Below are 14,080 nucleotides of genomic sequence, written 5' to 3'. Positions count from 1 at the left end.
TTTGCCCAAGGCGAAACGGCTGTCCAGAGCCCCAGGTCCTTTCCCGCCGGACGGGGCGGCCCGGGAGGAGCAGGCTAAGTCCCGTAGACAGATACGGCGGCAGCCTTCACCACGAAGTGCACCGTCATGCCGGGAACCAGGGCCAGGTCCGCGGAGGCGGCCGGCGTGATGTCCGCAGCCAGGCTTCCGGCACGGACGCGGACCTGGTCGCCGTGCGGCTCAAGGTCCGTGATGGTGACGGCGAACGAATTCCGGGGACTTCCGTGGGCGTCCGTCAGGAACACGGATACGGCCGACGGCGGGAAAACGGCGACGCCGGAACCGCCCGGCGTCGCCAGGTGGCCGGGTTCGTCGTCGTGGCCGGCGATCCTGAGGCCGCCATCGGTCCGGACCCCGGTTCCGTCGAGGGTGCCGGGAACGAAGTTCAGCCCGGCAAGCCCGGCCGCGAAAGAGCTCCGGGGGCGCTCCAACACGGTCCGGGTTGGACCCTCCTCTGCGATCCTGCCGTCCTGCATGATCACCACGCGGTCCGCGAGCATCAGCGCATCCAGCACGTCGTGGGTGACGATGATGGCCTGCCGCCCGGCCAGGACGCGCTTGAACAGGCGGCGCAGCAGCGGCGCGGAGTGGATGTCCAGGGCGGCCAGCGGCTCGTCGAGCAGGAGGAGGGCGGGGTCGGCGGCGAGCGCCCGGGCCACGGCGACGCGCTGGGCCTGCCCGCCGGAGAGCTCGGCGGGACGACGCGCCGCAAGATGGTCCGCCTCAACGTCAGCGAGCAGGCGGAGGGCCTGCTCCTTGGCCCCCCGCCTGGATACACCGGCGCTGCGGGGACCAAAGGCGACGTTGTCCAGGACGCTCAGGTGGGGAAAGAGCAGGGGTTCCTGGGCGAGCAGGGCGGTGCCGCGGTTATGCGGCGGTGACCACGCGTGCTGGGCACCGTCGAGGTCGAAGAGGGTCCTGCCGTTAAGTTCGGCCCTGCCGCTGTCCGGCCTCAGCAAACCGGCGATGCTGGCCAGCAGCGTCGATTTACCGGCGCCGTTGGGCCCCATGACGGCCACGGTTTCGCCCGGCCGGACGGCCAGTGCCACGTCAAAACCCCGCCCGGCCACGGCGGCCTGGAAGGACAGCGTCACTGGGCGTTTCCTCCTGCCGGGGCTGCCGCCGTCGTCCGTTGTCCTGACCCGGCGCGGCCTGCCGCCGGGCGGCGGTAAGCGAGGGCAACCACCGCCACGGCCACTGCCACCAGCACCAGGGACAGGGCGACGGCGGCGTCCGGGTCCGTTTCGCGCTGCAGGTAGATCTCCAGCGGCAGGGTCCGGGTCACCCCCTGCAGGCTGCCGGCGAAGGTCAGCGTGGCACCGAATTCGCCCAGGCTCCGCGCGAAGGAGAGGACGGCGCCGGACGCCAGGCCGGGCAGGACGAGCGGCAGCGTAACGCGCCGGAAGACAGTGCCGGGGCGGGCCCCCAGGGTCGCGGCCACTGCCTCGTACCGGGAGCCGGAGGTCCGGAGCGCACCTTCGAGGCTCACCACCAGGAAGGGCAGTGCCACGAACGTCTGCGCCAGGACCACCGCCGTGGTGGAAAAGGCAATCTGCAGGCCGAGGACGTCCAGTGTCCGCCCCAGCAGCCCCTGCCGCCCGAACGTGTAGAGCAGGGCGATGCCGCCCACCACCGGGGGAAGCACCAGCGGCAGGAGCACCAGCGAGCGCAGCAGGCCCTGCAGCCGGAAGGTGTCCCGCGCAAGGACCAGGGCCAGCGGGACACCCAGCACAATGCACAGCGCGGTGCTGGCGGCAGAGGTCCGCAGGCTCAGCCCCAGCGCCGTCAGGGATGGTCCGGATGTCACCAGCGGAACGAAGTTGGCCCAGTCCACGCGCAGCACCATGGCCAGCAGCGGAAGCACGACGACGACGGCGGCCACGACTGCCAGCGCCCGCACCCAGGCGGGGATGCCCGAGTAGGCGGCGGCCTGGGCGCGTGGGCCCGCCGAACGCCTTCTTTGCTCCGGCATCACTTTCCCTCGCGGGCTCACTTGCTGCCCGACCCCTCGGCGGGTGGGCCGAACCCTGCGGCCGCCAGGACCTTTTGGCCCTCCGGACTTGTGACCAAATCCAGGAAGGCCCGGGTGGTGGCCTTGTTCCGGCCTGCGGCAACGCCTGCAATCGAGTAGGTGTTGACTGCACTTCCGGCTCCCGGGAAAGGGATGCCTTTCGCGCTGGATCCGGCGGCTTTGATGTCCGTGCCGTAGACCAGCCCGGCGTCGGCCTCCCCGGACGTGACCTTGCCCAGGACGTCCGTGACGGCGTTTTCCTCGCTGACCGGGTTCAGGGCAAGCCCAGCTGCCTGCGCCACCTTGGCCGTCGCGGCGCCGCAAGGGACCTGCCGGGCGCAGGTGACCAGTTTGATGCCCGGCCGGGCCAGGTCCTGCAGCGATGCGATTCCGGCCGGGTTCCCTGGCGGCACTGCGATGGCAAGGGTGTTGGTGGCGAAGTCTTTCGGCGTGCCGTCCGCGAGGCCTGCGTCCTGCACTTTCTTCATATTGGCCGTGTCCGCGGATGCGAAGACGTCCGCGGGCGCGCCCTGGCTGAGCTGGCTGGCGAGATCGGAGGAACCCGCGAAGCTCAGGGTCACCTTTGTTCCCGGGTGTTCCGCTTCGAAAGTGCGGGCCAGTTCGGTGAAGGTGGCTTTGAGGGAGGCGGCGGCGAAAACCGTGAGCGTGCCGCTTGGCGTGCCGCCGGCGCCGGAGTCGGGGGCATTGCCCTGCGCGGCACATCCGCTGAGTACGGCCGGCAGGAGGAGGCCCAGGGCAAGCAGCGCGGCGGAGAACCAGGACTTCGGGAAGGCGATTTTCTGCCGCCTCATGCTGTGGCCTTCCCTTTTGGGGATTCGATGATGACCGTGGTTGCCTTGACGACGGCGGTGGCCACGGAGCCCGGTTCGAGGCCCAGCTCGCGCACCGCCTCGCTGCTCATCAGCGACACCACCCGGAAGGGTCCGCACTGCAGTTCCACCTGCGCCATCACCTTGTCCGTTATCACGTCGGTCACCAGGCCCATGAAGCGGTTCCGCGCGGAGCTGCTGCCGCCCTTGGGGTCGTCCGGGAGCTGGGCCAGCTTCTGCGCGTGGGCCGCCAGTTCCAGCCCGTCGACCGCGAGCCGGCCCGAGCTGTCGCGGAGCGGGGTGAGGGTTCCGTTCTCGGTCCAGCGGCGTACGGTATCATCGCTCACGCCCAGGAAACGGGCGGCTTCGGAAACGCGGATAAGGGCCATTCGGCGATTCTAGTCCGCAAATGCGGTACGAGAAACAGCATAAAGGCGCAAAGGAGGAGCTGCACCTGTGCCACGCACCCCGGACTTCCGAAAGAACGGCAGCACTAGACTCGCTTCCATGGCCATCTACATTGACCCGCCGCTATGGCCTGCACACGGAACCCACTTCTCACACCTGGTCTCCGACTCGTCCCTGGACGAGCTGCATGCCTTCGCTGCGGCCGCCGGGATCCCGGAGCGGGCGTTCGACGGCGACCATTACGACGTGCCGGAGCGCCGCTTCGACGAGTTGGTGGCGGCCGGTGCGTTATCCGTGGAGGCGAGGGTGCTGGTCCGCAGGCTCATCGCCAGCGGACTGCGGATCCCGGCCCGCCGGCGGAACAAGGCGCTGAAGATCCCGCTGCTGAACCGGTGGGAGGCCATCATGCCAGGCCACGACGCGCTGTTCCTGGACCTGCTGGACCGGTGGAGCGAACCACACCGCCACTATCACGGCTGCACGCACCTGCTCTCCGTGCTGGAGGCGCTGGACCTGCTCACCGAACCGGACGAGGCACCGCGGACCGTGCTGCTGGCCGCTTGGTTCCACGACGCCGTTTACCGTGGCGCCGCAGGCAGGGATGAGGAGGAATCCGCGCGCCTCGCCGAGAAGCGCCTTACCGAGGCCGGCCTGCCGGAGGAAGAAGTGGCCGAGACCGCACGGCTGGTCCGGCTGACATCCGACCACCGGACGGAACCAGGCGACGACGACGGCGCCCTCCTCTGCGACGCCGACCTATCCATCCTGGGCGGGGAGCCGGAAGACTACGCCCGCTATGTTGCCGCCGTACGGAAGGACTATGCGCACATCGGCGACGCCGACTTTGCCGTCGGCCGGGCCGCCGTCGTGCGTCAACTGCTGGAACTGGACCCACTCTTCCACCACCAGCGCGCCCGGGACCTGTGGCTGGACGCCGCGCAGCGCAACCTGAAAGGCGAACTGGCGTGAACGCGCCCGGCTCCAGCCCGCGGCACACGTTCTCCGCCAATGCCGCGCACCGGCAGCTCCCGTTCGCGGTCCGGCTGGAGTGGGGATCGGCCGGAGCCCTGACGGTGGCGCCCGCCGCGGATATCGCCGTGGTGGTGGACGTGCTGTCCTTCAGCACGTGCGTCAGCGTGGCATTGGACCGGGGTGTGGAAGTCTTCCCCTACCGGTGGCGGGATACCGGCGCGGAGGACTTCGCTGCACACCACCAGGCGCAGCTGGCGGGGCCGCGCGACGGCGGCGGGCTGAGTCTGTCCCCGGCAAGCTTCAGAGCCGCGGAGGGACTGCGGAGAGTGGTGCTGCCGTCCCCCAACGGATCAGAGCTGTGCCAGTCGCTGGCCGGGGAGGTTCCATTGGTGGCCGCGGTGTGCCTGCGGAACGCGGCAGCCACGGCGGAGTGGGTGGCCGCCAACCTTCCGGACGACGCCGTGGTGGCGGTGGTTGCCGCCGGTGAGCGCTGGCCGGACGGCACCCTTCGCCCCGCCGTGGAGGACCAGATCGGAGCCGGCGCGTTCATTGCCGGGCTGGTGGCCGCCGGCAAAGGCGGGTATGAAGCCGGGGACGGCCGGCACGGCTACGCGCCGGAAGCGGTGGCGGCCATGGCTGTCTACGAGTCCGCCGAACCGCGCCTGCGGGAGATGCTGCAGCACTGCTCCAGCGGCCGGGAACTGTCCGGGGCCGGCTACGCCGGGGACGTGGACATCGCCGCGGAACTGGACCAGAGCGATTAGGTGGCCATCCTGCGGGACGGGGCATTCCGGCACCCTTGAGAATGGCCCGGCTTCCGGGATCTGCTTCGATTTAGCCGGGAGCTGTGCCACACTGCACGGATGAGCCTGCGCATCCAAGCCATCGCCGTTGATTCGACCGATCCCAGCATTCCCGCAGCGTTCTGGGAAAAGGCGCTTGGATGGCGCCGGACCCATGAAGAGGATGACGAGATCGTGCTGGAGCCGCCGGCGGGCAGCATGGAAGACGGCGTTGTGCCCGACCTGCTCTTCCTCAAGGTCCCGCAGCAAAAAGAACTCAAGAACCGGCTGCACCTGGACCTCCGCCCGGAGGACCAGGACGCCGAAGTGGCCAGGCTGGAGGCACTGGGTGCCCGGCAGGTGTCGGTGGGCCAGGGCGTGGCCGCCACGTGGGTGGTGATGGCCGACCCGGACGGCAACGAGTTCTGTGTCCTCCGCGCCCTGCGGCCTGGCGAAGCCGGTTAGCGGTACGTCCTGACCGGGTAGGTGCTCACAAAGGGCGTACTGGTGGGCACGATTTGCTTGCCGAGCGGCATCAGGGACACCGGGATGAGCTTCAGGTTGGCGATGGCCAGCGGAATGCCGACGATGGTGACGGCCATGGCGAACGCCGTGACCACGTGCCCGATGGCAATCCAGATGCCGGCCACCAGCAGCCAGATCACGTTGCCCAACAGCGAGAAGACACCGGTGCCGCCGGGCTTGTCCACCACCATCCGGCCAAAGGGCCACAGGGTGTAGGCGGCGATCCGGAACGAGGCAATGCCCCACGGGATGGTGACGACCAGCAGGCAGCAGACCACACCCGCCAGGAAATAGCCCAGGGCCAGCCACAGGCCGCCAAAAACCAGCCAGATGATGTTCAGAAGTGTCTTCATGCACCCATTGTGCCCCCGCTCCTCTGACAAAAGGGTGGGGGACTCCCCTGATCCTGCCCTGATAACCGCCCGCGGCGAAGCATGACAGCATCTAGACCGTGGCGGCGTCCTTGGCGGCGTGCACGAAGGCCCGGACCTTGGCCAGGTCCTTCACGCCCCGGGATGCTTCCACGCCGGAGGAAACATCCACGCCCCAGGCATGGGCGGCTGCCGATGCCTGGCCCACATTCCCGGGTTCAAGCCCACCGGCGAGCAGCCAGTTCCGCCCCTGCAGCACGGGCAGGGCTGCCACGGAGGCGTAGTCCCAGGACTCGCCGGACCCAGGCACGGCTGCATCAATCAGGAGCAGGTCCTCGCCCCAGTCTTCGAACTCATCCCGGGCGGCACCCATGGTGATGGCCCTGACCAGCTTCATGCCGGCGTCATGCACGGTTGTCACGTCCGCACGGGACCGGCTGCCATGCAGCTGGATCCATTCCAGGCCCGCGGCCCGGGCGATGGCAATGGCGTCGGCCACGGGTTCGTCGCGGAACACCCCGATCGGGGAGACAGTTTTGGGGACCCCTGCGAGCAGGGAAGCCGCCTGCGACGGCGAGACCACGCGGGGGCTGGCGGTGAGGACAAAGCCGACGGCGTCCGCGCCGGCGTCCACTGCTTCGCGCACCGATTCCGGCGTGCTGAGACCACACACTTTGACGAACATTCCCGGCTCCTTCAGGCTGTTTTCGTGTTGACCCCCGGGAGGAGATTAGCAGGGACGGGACGCAACTGCGATGCCGGCCACGGCGTGCAATTAGGCTGGGCTGATGCAGATCATCCGCTTCGCAGAACTCAAGGCCGAACCGTGGCGCAACGGCGGCGGGGTGACGAGGGAAATCGCGCGCCAGGGCTCCGAAAACGGCGGCTTTGACTGGTGGGTAAGCATCGCCGACGCGGCCAAGGCGGGGGACTTTTCCGCTTTCCCAGGGATGGAGCGCGTCCTGACGGTCATCGAGGGGGAACTGCTCCTGCTCTCCGTTGACGGCGCAGAGCAGCCCCTGGAGAAATACCGCCCGTACAGGTTCGACGGCGGCGCAGCCACGGCAGCCAAGCTGCCCACCGGGGACATCAGGGACCTGAACGTCATCACCCGCGCAGGGGCCTTCAAGGGCTTCACCTCCATTGTTGAGCTGTCCAGGAAGCGCGCCCACCCCGTGTTTGAGGGGCAGTTCGGTGTGCTGCTGCAGGGGCAGGCGAAGGTCAGCCAGGGCGGCGGCGAGCCGGTGGAACTGGGCCGTTATGACGCCGTGGCCGGCTCGGACGTCGACTCCCCCGAAATCCTTGGCCGCGGCTTCCTGGCCGTGGTGTCCATCGACCCGGTGGAGACCCCGGCGTAAGCAGCAGCGCCGCTGGTGAGGTTGGGCACCAACGGTGGCTCGCCGCCGTCGTGCGTTGCTACGCTGGAATCCAAGGCTCCGCACCCGAGCCTCCGGACGACGGTTCAGTACCCGGCACGCGACAAGACTGGCCAAAGGATCTGTCATGTCGTGGGTAATCCTCATTCTTTCCGGCGCGCTGGAGGCCGTCTGGGCCGCAGCGCTGCACATAGCCTCCCAGGTTTCCGGACGCCGCCGCCTCGCCCCTGCCGGCCTCTTCCTCGTGGCCGTTGCGGCCAGCACCGGCGGCCTTGCCGTCGCCATGCAGTCCATCCCCACCGGCACCGCCTACGCTGTGTGGGTGGGTGTGGGCGTCGTCCTCACCTCCGCCTACGCCATGGCCACCAGAGTGGAACGCCCGACGGCGGCGCGCCTGCTGCTGTTGTCCGGCATCGCCGCGTGCGTGGTTGGCCTGAAGGTGGTGGCGTGATGCTGCAGCGCACTCTTCCGTGGCTGGTGCTCCTGGCGTCCGCCGTCCTTGAGGCAGTCTGGGCCACCGCCCTTGGCCTGTCCGACGGCTTCAGCAATCCCCTGCCCACCGCCATCTTCGCCGTTACCGCAACCTTGAGCATGCTGGGCCTGGGCATGGCCATCCGGAGCATTCCGCTGGGCACCGCCTACGCCATCTGGGTGGGCATTGGCGCTGCGCTGACCGTCGGTTGGGCGATGGCCACCGGGGTGGAACCCTTCAGCGTGGTGAAACTGCTGTTCATCGCCGGCATCGTGGGCTGCGCCGCCGGCCTGAAGGCGCTTCCGGCCGGGAAAAACGCACCGGCTTCGCGCAGCAGTGACTAGGCTTTTGCCATGGACTCCCCCGAGATCGCCCACGCCGTCGACGCGCTGCGGCGCCGGATGGTGCCGGGCACGCGGACCATCCTGGGCATCGCCGGGGCACCGGGGTCCGGCAAGTCCACTTTCGCGGCCTGGCTCCAGGAGCAATTCGGCCCGGGAACTTCGGTGGTGGTGCCGATGGACGGCTTCCACCTGGGCAACGTCATCATCGAGGGCACGCCGTTGCGGGCGCGGAAGGGCGCCATCGACACGTTCGACGGCGGCGGGTACCTTTCGCTGCTGCGCCGCCTGGCTCGCCGGGACGAGGCAATGGTGTACGCGCCGGAGTTCCGCCGCGCCATTGATGAACCGGTGGCCGCGTCCATCGCCGTTCCGGCCGACGTTCCGCTGGTGATCACCGAGGGCAACTACCTGCTGGCGGACCAGGAGCCGTGGAAAGAGGTGCGGGCGCAGCTGGACGAGGTGTGGTTCCTCGAAACCCCGCACCAGCTCCGGCTGCAGCGGCTGGTGGACCGTCATGTCTCATTCGGGATGGAGCGGGAGGCGGCCCTTGCCTGGGCCACCGGACCGGACGAGGCCAATGCCCGCCTGATCCAGGCCACCCGTCCCGCCGCGGACCGCGTCATACCCTGGCTGTAACGTCATCTTCAGGAAACGAACAGGAGCACCCATGGCTAACGCCCACACCAATTCCAGCAATACTGTCCAGCTTGGCGATGGCCTGGCCGTCAGCCCCCTGGGCTTCGGCGGCATGGCCCTCACCCCCGTGTACGGCGAGGTGGACCCTGCCGAGGCACTGCAGACGCTGCACCACGCCGTCGATGCCGGTGTCAGCTTCATTGACACCGCGGACATCTACGGCGGCGGCAGCAACGAGGAATTGATTTCCCAACTGCTCAAGGACCGGCGGGACGAGGTCCAGCTCGCCACCAAGTTCGCGCTGGTGGGCACGCCGACCGACGGCTACACGGACATCCGCGGAGATGCTAAATACGTGCGCCAGGCCGTGGAGCGGAGCCTTCAGCGGCTGGGCACGGACGTGATCGACCTCTACTACATGCACCGCCGGGACGTGCGCGTGCCCATCGAGGAAACCGTGGGCGCCATGGCCGAGCTGGTGAAGCAGGGAAAGGTCAAGCACCTGGGCCTGTCCGAGGTGACGGCACAGGAACTGCAGGACGCCTCGGCGGTCCACCCGATCGCCGCGGTCCAAAGCGAATGGTCCATCTGGAGCCGGGACGTGGAACGCAATGTGGTTCCCGCTGCCGCCGGCCTCGGCGTGGGTTTCGTTCCCTATTCTCCGCTGGGCCGCGGCTTCCTCACCGGCACCGTCGACACCTCAAGCCTGGGCGACAAGGACTTCCGGCGGAACATCCCGCGCTTCGCCCCGGATGCCGCGAGCGCCAACCAGGCCGTGGTGGACGCTGTCCGGTCCGTGGCGGACCAGTTGCAGGCCACCCCCGCCCAGGTTGCCCTGGCGTGGCTGCTGGCGCAGGGCAAGCGGCTGGGCCTGCCGGTGGTCCCCATCCCGGGCACCCGGAAGGCTGCCCGCATCGACGAAAACCTCGGCGCACTGTCACTTGAGCTCACCCCGGCGAATTTGGAGGCCCTCGACGCGGCCTCGGACGCCGTCGTCGGTTCCCGTTCCGCGGACCCCAAGTGGGTGTCCGAGGGCCGGGAATAGCGCCCCTTGCACCACCAATCCTGACCCGACCCCAAGGAGCCCCCATGCCTGCCATCGTGCACTTCGAAGTCCAGATCGACCCCGCCCGCCGGGACGACGCCGCCGCATACCTGTCTGAAACCCTCGCCGCCACCCGTGCCTGGCCCGGTAACCAGGGCATCGAAGCGCTGGTGGACGACGCGGACCCGTGCCACATCCTGGTGGTGGAAACCTGGGCCACCGCGCAGGACCATGCCGACTACGCGGCATGGCGGAAGACGCCGCAGGGGAAGCACAGACTGGGTGAGGTCCTCGCCGGGACACCGTCAAAGCAGGTCTACTCCGAAACCATGCCGCTGGACCTGTAGCCCGTCCCTAGACTGAAGCCCATGGACTCACTTCTCTACGACCTGCCGGCCCTCACCATCCGCAGCATCTCCGTCAGCGGGATGGACAACAACGTGTACCTGCTGACGGCGAAGGAAAGCGGCGCACAGCTGCTGATCGACGCCGCCGACGATCTGCCAGCCATCCAGCAGTTACTGGCGGACGGGGCCGCGGACACGTCGGTGGCCCCGCGGCTTGCCCTGATTGCCACGACGCACCAGCACTGGGACCACGTGCGGGCACTCAAGGAACTTGTGGCGGCTACGGGGGCGCGGACAGCTGCCGGAGCGGACGACGCCGACGCGTTGCCAGTTCCCGTGGACGTCCGGCTCAGCCATGGCGACGTCGGCAAATTCGATGGTTTTGATGTGACCGCAGTCCACCTGCGGGGCCACACACCCGGTTCCATTGCCTTCGTGTACCAGGATCCGGACGGGCCGGCGCACATCTTTTCGGGGGACTCGCTGTTTCCGGGCGGCGTGGGCAACACGGACAAGGACTCTGAACGGTTCAACCAGCTTCTCTCCGACGTCACGGAGCGGCTGTTTGGCGCCTACCCGGACACCGCCGTCGTCCACCCCGGCCATGGCAAGCCAACCACCTTGGGTGCCGAACGCCCGCACCTGGAAGAGTGGCGCGCCAGGGGCTGGTAGTGATTAGCCAGCTGCCGCCAAGTCCCACGAAGAAAGGTTCCGCCGGACGCATGAAGGACATCGCGGTGGGTATCGACCCCCAGGACAACGGGCGGCTGGACCAGGAGCTGGCGCCGGATTCGGCCGTGCGAGCCCGGCGGGCAGTGCTCGTGGGAACGCTGGCCACGGCCGGGATAGCCATCGCGGTCCTCATCTGGGCCAAGTGGTACCCCTACGCCCTCAAGATCCCGGCGGTGGCGGGCAGCCACTCATTGGGCAACTCCATCCTGTCCGGAAAGGCAAGTGCGCCGCCTGCCCCCTCGTGGAATGCGGCCATCGAGTACAGCCTGGGTTACGTCGGGTCTATCTGGCAGGCGCTCGTGGCCGGGCTGCTCGTGGCTGCCGCGGTGGAGGCGTTTCTTCCGGCGCGCCGGTTGCTCGCGTTGTTCCAGGCCACGCGTGGCCCGGCGGCGAGCACGGTCTGCGGCGGACTCCTGTCAATGTCGTCCATGATGTGCACGTGCTGCGCAGCCCCCGTCGCGTTAAATGTTCGCCGCAGAGGGGTCCCGGTCAGCTCGGCGCTCGCTTACGGGCTGGGCAACCCTGTTCTCAATCCGGCAGCCCTGGCATTCATGGGCTTTGTGCTCCCCTGGCAGTTCGTCGCCGTCCGCGTGGGCACCGGCGTGATCCTTGTCTTTGGCGTCACGCTGCTCGTGAGCCGCCTGGCAAAAGGGACCAGCGTGGCCGAACCGATGGAGGGGCCGGCGGAAAATGTGACTGCCGCGGGCGCTGTCGGCAGGTTCACCAAGGCCCTGGCCCGGTTGTCGGTGCGCCTCCTGCCGGAATATGCCGTGGTGGTGATGCTCCTGGGCGCCTTCCGTGGCTGGCTGTTCCCGGAGGCCGGCACGCTCGCATCGTGGGGCGTGCTTGCAGCCGTCCTGCTCGCCGTCGTCGGCACCCTGTTCGTGATCCCGACGGCCGCGGAGATCCCCATCATCGGCGCGCTGATGGCCGCTGGAGTGGGAATGGTTCCCCTGGGGGCCCTGGTGCTGACCCTGCCCGCCCTAAGCCTGCCGTCGATGCTTATGGTCCGCGGGGCCTTCCCCGGCCGGGTGATCGCAGCCACGGCAGCTGCGGTGATGGGACTGGGCCTGGTGGGCGCGGTCGCCATGGCGGCGCTGAGCTGAGCAGGCCCGCGGCCAGGCAGCCGCGGCCACCTGTCCCGGCTGCCAACCGGTTAAACGCATCGAGTGCTCCGCAACTGTCGTTTAGAACCTCCTAAACGACGTTATCGGAGCACTCGATGGGCTGGGCGGGGCCCACGCCGGCAGGGTTCCCTGGCCGAGCTTGCGAGGCGAGGGGGCCGGTGGGGACTACCGTCCGCGGCGCTCGTTTGAGGCCGGGGCGGATGCGCGGCGCGGGCCGCTGCGGGCCGGACGGCCTGAACCGCCGTTGCCGCCGTTGCCGGAGCCGAACGAACCGCCGGAGGTGCCCCCGGTGTTGGATGACCAGACGGCCTTGCTGCCGCCGGTTGCTGCTGCGCGCTGTCCGGTCGCCGGGCGACCACTGCGCTGGCCGCCGCCGGTTGCTGGCCGTCCGCCGGAAGCGCCGCGTCCACCGGAGGCGGGGCGGCCCGTGCCGCCGCGGGGAGCCTCGCTGCGGGTGATCCGGGAATCGCCGCGGCCCTCAGCTGCACGGCCGTTCGATCCGCGGCCGGCCGATGAGCGGCCACCTGCTGCGGGAACGTCATTGCGGTGCGTGGAAGCCGTGCCGCGGCCGCGGGCGTTGCGGCGGGCAGCTGCTGCGGCTACTGCGCGGTCCTCATTCTGCTCGGCGTTGCGGTCGAAGGCTGCCCGGGCTTCAGTACGGCCTTCGAAGGCGACAGCCCGGCGCTCGGCACGGGGTACGTCGGTACGTACTGCCTCTGCTGCAACCTTGCCGCGACCGCCACGGCCACCGGCGGTGGGGGCAGCCTGGCGGCGTGCACGCTTGCGCTCGGCGTTGGCTCCGGTGGAGGTGCCGCCGCCCTGCTTGGGGGCTTTGGCTGCCAGGAGCGCGGCACGGGTGCGGGGGTCAACCTTCTCCGCAATATCGCCAACCAGTTCAGCCACGATAGGCGAGTTGGCAGTGACGCGTTCGAAGCTGACGTCCACGCCGGCGGCCTTCATGAGCTTCTTCACGTCGGTCTGCTGCTCGGGCAGGGTCAGGGTGACCACGGTGCCGTCGGAGCCGGCACGGGCGGTGCGGCCGGAGCGGTGCAGGTACGCCTTGTGCTCGGTGGGCGGGTCCACGTGGATGACCAGTTCGACGTCGTCAACGTGCACGCCGCGGGCTGCGACGTCGGTGGCCACCAGGACGCGCACGTCACCGTTGGAGAATTCGGCCAGGTTGCGGTCACGGGCGTTCTGCGAGAGGTTGCCGTGCAGGTCGACGGCGGGGATGCCGGCGTCGGTCAAGGTCTTGGCCAGCTTGCGGGCGTGGTGCTTGGTCCGCATGAAGAGGACGCGGCGGCCGGCGCCTGAGGCGAGCTCCACGATCAGCTGCTTCTTGACGGTCTGGTCGTTGACCACCAGCACGTGGTGCTCCATGGTGGTCACCGCTGCCTGCGGATCATCCACCGAGTGGGTGAGCGGGTTGGACAGGTAGCGCTGGACGATCTTGTCCACGCCGTTGTCCAGGGTGGCGGAGAAGAGCAGCCGCTGGCCCTGGCTGGGGGTCATGTCCATGAGCTTCTTGACCACGGGCAGGAAGCCGAGGTCGGCCATGTGGTCGGCCTCGTCCAGGACAGTGATTTCCACGGCCTCAAGGGTGAGGATGCGCTGGCGGATCAGGTCCTCCAGGCGGCCGGGGCAGGCGATGACGATGTCGACGCCGGCGCGCAGTGCCTTTTCCTGGCGGGCCTGGGAGATGCCGCCGTAGATCACGGTGGTGTTCAGCCCGGCGGCCTTGGCCAAGGGCTCGATGGTGGCGTTGATCTGGGTGGCCAGTTCACGGGTGGGCGCCAGGACCAGGCCCATGGGGCGGCCGGGCTTGCGGAAGTGCTTGGCTTCCCGCTCAGCGAGTCTTGCTACAAGCGGGATGGCGAAAGCGATGGTTTTACCGGATCCGGTCCGGCCGCGGCCCAGGACGTCGCGACCAGACAGCGTGTCCGGAAGGGTCTTGACCTGGATGGGGAACGGTTCAACGATTCCCTGCGCGGAAAGGGTGTCTGCAAGTGCCTTGGGAGTACCGAGGGCAGCAAAAGTAGTCATGTAGTTTTTTACGGTCTTTC

The 14,080-nt window shown here is 68.8% G+C and carries 18 protein-coding genes and 1 riboswitch; of the genes, 11 read left to right on the top strand and 7 right to left on the bottom strand.

What is annotated here, in order from left to right:
• Positions 1–74: 74 nt before the first annotated feature.
• Genes FBY30_RS08300 through FBY30_RS08285 form a run of 4 tightly spaced genes read right to left on the bottom strand, consistent with a single transcriptional unit; the run spans position 75 to position 3,269 of the window.
• The gene (locus tag FBY30_RS08300) at positions 75–1,133 is read right to left on the bottom strand and encodes a sulfate/molybdate ABC transporter ATP-binding protein (protein WP_142132439.1); all 1,059 of its coding nucleotides are present in this window, start codon (positions 1,131–1,133) and stop codon (positions 75–77) included.
• A complete protein-coding gene (locus FBY30_RS08295) occupies positions 1,130–2,011 on the bottom strand; it encodes an ABC transporter permease (RefSeq protein WP_142132438.1) in 882 nt (293 codons plus the stop codon). Before FBY30_RS08295 ends, FBY30_RS08300 begins: the two co-directional genes overlap by 4 nt.
• 17 nt (positions 2,012–2,028) lie before the next feature.
• A complete protein-coding gene (gene modA / locus FBY30_RS08290) occupies positions 2,029–2,862 on the bottom strand; it encodes a molybdate ABC transporter substrate-binding protein (protein ID WP_142132437.1) in 834 nt (277 codons plus the stop codon).
• Complete coding sequence (locus tag FBY30_RS08285) at positions 2,859–3,269, bottom strand: TOBE domain-containing protein (RefSeq protein ID WP_142132436.1); 411 nt, start codon at positions 3,267–3,269, stop codon at positions 2,859–2,861. Before FBY30_RS08285 ends, modA begins: the two co-directional genes overlap by 4 nt.
• 118 nt (positions 3,270–3,387) lie before the next feature.
• On the opposite strand from FBY30_RS08285, the gene FBY30_RS08280 reads away from it, so the two are divergent.
• The 3 genes from FBY30_RS08280 to FBY30_RS08270 all read left to right on the top strand — a co-directional run bounded on the left by FBY30_RS08280 (position 3,388) and on the right by FBY30_RS08270 (position 5,507).
• On the top strand, positions 3,388–4,257 hold the full coding sequence (locus FBY30_RS08280; protein WP_142132435.1) for a DUF4031 domain-containing protein: 870 nt from the start codon (positions 3,388–3,390) through the stop codon (positions 4,255–4,257).
• Positions 4,254–5,024 (top strand): 2-phosphosulfolactate phosphatase, encoded by a 771-nt coding sequence (locus tag FBY30_RS08275; RefSeq protein WP_142132434.1) that lies wholly within the window; start codon positions 4,254–4,256, stop codon positions 5,022–5,024. Before FBY30_RS08280 ends, FBY30_RS08275 begins: the two co-directional genes overlap by 4 nt.
• Positions 5,025–5,123: 99 nt before the next feature.
• The gene (locus FBY30_RS08270; protein ID WP_142132433.1) at positions 5,124–5,507 is read left to right on the top strand and encodes a VOC family protein; all 384 of its coding nucleotides are present in this window, start codon (positions 5,124–5,126) and stop codon (positions 5,505–5,507) included.
• Here FBY30_RS08270 and FBY30_RS08265 read toward each other — a convergent pair.
• Positions 5,504–5,920 carry a YccF domain-containing protein gene (locus tag FBY30_RS08265; protein ID WP_142132432.1) on the bottom strand — a complete coding sequence of 139 codons (417 nt, stop codon included), beginning with the start codon at positions 5,918–5,920 and terminating at the stop codon, positions 5,504–5,506. The genes FBY30_RS08270 and FBY30_RS08265 overlap by 4 nt on opposite strands.
• A 91-nt stretch (positions 5,921–6,011) precedes the next feature.
• Positions 6,012–6,623 carry a phosphoribosylanthranilate isomerase gene (locus tag FBY30_RS08260; protein ID WP_142132431.1) on the bottom strand — a complete coding sequence of 204 codons (612 nt, stop codon included), beginning with the start codon at positions 6,621–6,623 and terminating at the stop codon, positions 6,012–6,014.
• 103 nt (positions 6,624–6,726) lie between these two features.
• On the opposite strand from FBY30_RS08260, the gene FBY30_RS08255 reads away from it, so the two are divergent.
• The 8 genes from FBY30_RS08255 (at position 6,727) to FBY30_RS08220 (ending at position 11,996) form a co-directional block, all read left to right on the top strand.
• Complete coding sequence (locus FBY30_RS08255; RefSeq protein WP_142132430.1) at positions 6,727–7,296, top strand: HutD/Ves family protein; 570 nt, start codon at positions 6,727–6,729, stop codon at positions 7,294–7,296.
• 70 nt (positions 7,297–7,366) lie between these two features.
• Positions 7,367–7,432, top strand: a riboswitch (guanidine-III (ykkC-III) riboswitch).
• A gap of 9 nt (positions 7,433–7,441) precedes the next feature.
• Positions 7,442–7,765 (top strand): DMT family transporter, encoded by a 324-nt coding sequence (locus FBY30_RS08250; protein WP_142132429.1) that lies wholly within the window; start codon positions 7,442–7,444, stop codon positions 7,763–7,765.
• On the top strand, positions 7,765–8,130 hold the full coding sequence (locus FBY30_RS08245) for a DMT family transporter (protein WP_142132428.1): 366 nt from the start codon (positions 7,765–7,767) through the stop codon (positions 8,128–8,130). The genes FBY30_RS08250 and FBY30_RS08245 overlap by 1 nt, the downstream gene beginning before the upstream one ends.
• Positions 8,131–8,139: 9 nt before the next feature.
• Positions 8,140–8,766, top strand: a complete 627-nt coding sequence (locus tag FBY30_RS08240) for a nucleoside/nucleotide kinase family protein (RefSeq protein WP_142132427.1) — start codon at positions 8,140–8,142, stop codon at positions 8,764–8,766.
• Between the two features lie 31 nt (positions 8,767–8,797).
• Positions 8,798–9,811 carry an aldo/keto reductase gene (locus FBY30_RS08235; RefSeq protein WP_142132426.1) on the top strand — a complete coding sequence of 338 codons (1,014 nt, stop codon included), beginning with the start codon at positions 8,798–8,800 and terminating at the stop codon, positions 9,809–9,811.
• 44 nt (positions 9,812–9,855) lie between these two features.
• A complete protein-coding gene (locus FBY30_RS08230; RefSeq protein ID WP_142132425.1) occupies positions 9,856–10,158 on the top strand; it encodes a putative quinol monooxygenase in 303 nt (100 codons plus the stop codon).
• Between the two features lie 21 nt (positions 10,159–10,179).
• Entirely contained in the window at positions 10,180–10,830 is a 651-nt protein-coding gene (locus FBY30_RS08225; RefSeq protein ID WP_142132424.1) for an MBL fold metallo-hydrolase, read from the top strand.
• A 50-nt stretch (positions 10,831–10,880) separates the two neighbouring features.
• Positions 10,881–11,996, top strand: coding sequence for a permease (locus FBY30_RS08220; RefSeq protein ID WP_142132423.1), 1,116 nt, complete (start codon positions 10,881–10,883; stop codon positions 11,994–11,996).
• A 186-nt stretch (positions 11,997–12,182) separates the two neighbouring features.
• On the opposite strand, the gene FBY30_RS08215 is transcribed toward FBY30_RS08220, so the two are convergent.
• Positions 12,183–14,060: a DEAD/DEAH box helicase gene (locus tag FBY30_RS08215; protein ID WP_142132422.1), complete on the bottom strand. Its 1,878-nt coding sequence runs from the start codon at positions 14,058–14,060 to the stop codon at positions 12,183–12,185.
• Positions 14,061–14,080 lie beyond the last annotated feature (20 nt).

This window comes from Arthrobacter sp. SLBN-83 (assembly GCF_006715285.1).
Classification (GTDB): Bacteria; Actinomycetota; Actinomycetes; order Actinomycetales; family Micrococcaceae; genus Arthrobacter.
This window is presented reverse-complemented; position numbering and strand designations above follow the sequence as displayed.